2 protein-coding genes are annotated in these 3347 nt (G+C 72.6%); one reads left to right on the forward strand and one right to left on the reverse strand.

Annotation, left to right across the window (positions count from 1 at the left end):
- On the forward strand, nucleotides 1-1412 hold a 1412-nt coding region (locus tag FNQ90_RS16875; protein WP_182607144.1), incomplete at its 5' end, for a hypothetical protein.
- Nucleotides 1413-1547: 135 nt separating this feature from the next.
- Here FNQ90_RS16875 and FNQ90_RS16880 read toward each other — a convergent pair.
- Complete coding sequence (locus FNQ90_RS16880) at nucleotides 1548-3260, reverse strand: chitinase (protein ID WP_182607145.1); 1713 nt, start codon at nucleotides 3258-3260, stop codon at nucleotides 1548-1550.
- Between the last annotated feature and the right edge of the window lie 87 nt (nucleotides 3261-3347).

The raw sequence follows: 3347 nt of genomic DNA on the forward strand, positions 1-3347 counted from the left end.
GCCGGGGGCCGAGCCGGCCCGGGGCGGCCGATGACCTCCACGGGCGGGAGACCCTCGCCGGTACCCCCGGGTACGGCGGGGCGGGGAGGCGCGCCGCCCCGGCGGAGGAACCGGACACGGAGTTCGAGCGGACGCTGGCGGACATGCTCCGGCGCACCGGTGACGGCTTCCGGCCCGACACCCCGAAGCTGATGGAAGGCGGGTTGCGGCGCGGCCGGGCCAGGGTGTGGCGCAGGCGGGCCGCGGTGATGACCGGGGCGGCCTCCCTGGCCGCCGTCACGGTGGCCGCCATATCCCTGCCCGGAGCCGACGGGCCGGGCCCGGCGGCGGATGTGCCGCGGACGGCCGAGGACATGGTGGAGACCCTGGTCGCCATGCTGCCCGAGGGCGTCGGGGTGGAGGGTTCGGAGGGGTACGGTCCGGACACCGACCCCGAGCCGGCCGCCCTGCTGGACCTGGAGGACGGCCCCGGCCTCCTCCAGGTCACCCTCTCCCTCGGTCGCACCCCGGAGGGCATGGAGGGCGACACACCCCTCGGCTGCGCCGAGTGGGAGGGGCCTGAGTGGGAGGGCGAGAAGGTCGAGTGTGAGGAGCGGCGGTTCGCCGATGGTTCCGTGCTCTCGGTGACCTCGCGGGAGACCGTCGTCCCGTCGGTCGACGTCCCCGGAGGTGAGGGCTTCGCCACCCGCACCCTGGAGGCGCTGCTCCAGGGGCCCGGTGGGCCCGACGGGGAGGGGCCCGGCAGCCGGAGGCTGCTGTTCTCCCTGACCAAGGACGTCGAGGAGCCGGAGGAGTTGGAGGGCTACGCCTTCCCGGTCAACCGCGACACCATGGAGGAGATCGTCCTCGCCCCCGTATGGCAGGAGGTTCTCGACGGGGTGGACGTCCGGTACGGCCCTCCGGTCGAGGAGGACGAGGGGGACGAGGGGGAGTGGGAGCCGCCGAGTGCCGAGAAGGCGGCGGAGGTCCGTGATCACCTGGCGGGGCTCCTGCCCGACGGGGTGGGGATGACCGAGCACCCCGGGGAGCCGATGTTCCTGCCCGGCGTTCTGCTGGACGACGGGCAGGGCGCGGTGCGGGCCGACATCGACTTCGGACCGGAGGGGTTCCTCGCGGGGGGCGCCGATCCCGCCATCGGCCTCGACGACCCGGTGTCCGATTGTGTGGAGGAGCCCCGGCGCGACGGCCTGCGGGTGGCGGTCTGCGAGTACACCGACCCGGGGGCCGAAGCGGAGACCCTGCGGTGGGCGCACGCCCTGCACCCCGACGGGTTCCGGGTCGAGTTCACGGTGATCAACGCCTCCGATCACGGCACGGAGCCGATCCGGGAATCCGGCCCGCTCTCGGCCGAGGACCTGGTGCGCGTGGCCTCCGACCCGGGATGGCGGGAGGTGATGGGCGCCGACGGGTGACGGGGGCCACCGCTACGGCCACCGATACCGACACCGGGTCGTGGGGAGCCGAAGCCCGGTGTCCGCCCCCGACGGGCGGACACCGGGATGGCCCTCGGCCCGATCCGGCTCGGGCCGAGGACCGCCCGGGTGGGTTCAGGACAGGCCGCGCACGTGCGGGCCGACCACCGAGGACCAGGCGTACCCGGAGTGGGCGTCCCAGTTGGTGGACCAGGTCATCGCGCCGCGCAGGTCGGGGTAGAGCCGCGGCGGAGTGAAGGAGCCGCAGTTGGCGCCCCGGGTCAGGCAGTCCAGCGCCCGGTTGACCGTCTCGGGGGAGACGTAGCCGTTGCCGGCGGCGCGGGGGGAGGCCGGGACACCGATGCCCACCTGGGAGGCGTCAAGCCCGTTCTCCAACTGGATGCAGGCCAGCGCGGTGAGGAAGTCGACGCTTCCGACCGAGTACACGCGGTTGTCGCAGCCCATCATGCTGCCGCTGTTGTAGTACTGCATGTTGACCACGGTCAGGAAGTCCCGGGTGTTCAGGGCCAGCTTGAAGTACTCGGTGCCGGTGTGCTGCATGTCGATGGTCTGCGGGGCCATCGTGTAGACGAGGTCGTCCCCGACGGCGGCGTGGATGTCCCGCATCGCCCGTGTCAGGTGGGTGGCGTTGATGCCGTGTTCGAGGTCGATGTCCACTCCGTCGAAACCGTACTCGGCCATCAGGGCGAGGGTGCTGTCGGCGAAGCGTCGGGCGGAGGCCGCGTCGTTGATGATGACGTTGCCGACCTCGCCGCCGACCGAGATGATCACCGAGACGCCCTCCGCCTGCTTGGCGGCGATGTCGTCCTTGAACTCCTGCTCCGAGGAGTAGCCCAACGAGGGATCGAGGTTGAACTCGATCTCACCGGTGTTGGGGGTGGCGTCCGCGAAGGAGACCGCGATGATGTCGAAGTCCCTCGGCACGTCCCGCAGTTTCTGGATCACCGAGTTGTTGTCGAAGTTGTGCCAGTAGCCGGTCACCGCGTGGCGGGGCACCCCGGGGCCGTTCCCCCCACCGGGCGCCGGACGGGTGGTCGCCGAGACCTCGGCGGAGGGCGCGGATTCCCCCCTCGCGTTCTCCGCCGTCACCCGCAACCGGTAGGCGGTCTCGGGGGAGAGCCCGCCGATGGTGACGGAGGTGCCGGTCACGGTCTGTCGGCGTTCGCCGTTCACCGCCACGTGGTAGCGCTCTGCCCCCTCGACCGCCCGCCACTCCAGCGACACGGAGGTGGAGGTGGTGCCGGTGACGTTCACCCCGGCGGGAGCGGTGGGGGGCTCGATCGGCGGGTCCACGGGCGGATCCACCGGCCCGCCCTCGCCCGGGTCGCCGGCCAGCACCAGATCGTCCACCAGATAGGTGTCGGTGCCGTACCAGCCGTGGGTGAAGACGGTCAGCTCCTCGGTGCCGGGGCCGGTGGTCACCGTCAGGCTCAGCTCCTGCCAGGCGCCCGACCCGGGAGTCCAGGTGGAGACCTGCTCGGTGCCCGGACCCACCGCGCCGAGGAAGGCGTAGCCGCCCCGCACCCAGCCGCTGAGCCGGTACTCGGAGTCGGGCCGCACGCTCACCGTCTGCTCGCAGCGGGCGTTGTCGGAGCCGGCCGGGGTGGCGGACAGGGCACCGCTTCCGCTGCGCACCGGATCCGACACCGCGGTGCCGGAGTTCGCGCTGCAGGTCCAGCCGTTGAGACCGGACTCGAAGCCGGGGTTGACGAGCAGGTTGTCGGCACCGTGTGTCCCGACGGGCGTCTCACCGGCCGTCGCGATGCCGGGCAGGCCGGTGAACAGAAGGGCGCCGGCCAGGGCACCGGTGGTGAGGGCGGCGAACAATCGGCCGCGCCGGGGACGTCGGTGGACGGTTCGGTCGGACGGGTGTGGGGTCACGTCGTGGGTCTCCCTGTGCGTGTGGGGTGGTGG

This window comes from Streptomyces alkaliphilus (genome assembly GCF_014141535.1).
GTDB lineage: Bacteria > Actinomycetota > Actinomycetes > Streptomycetales > Streptomycetaceae > Streptomyces > Streptomyces alkaliphilus.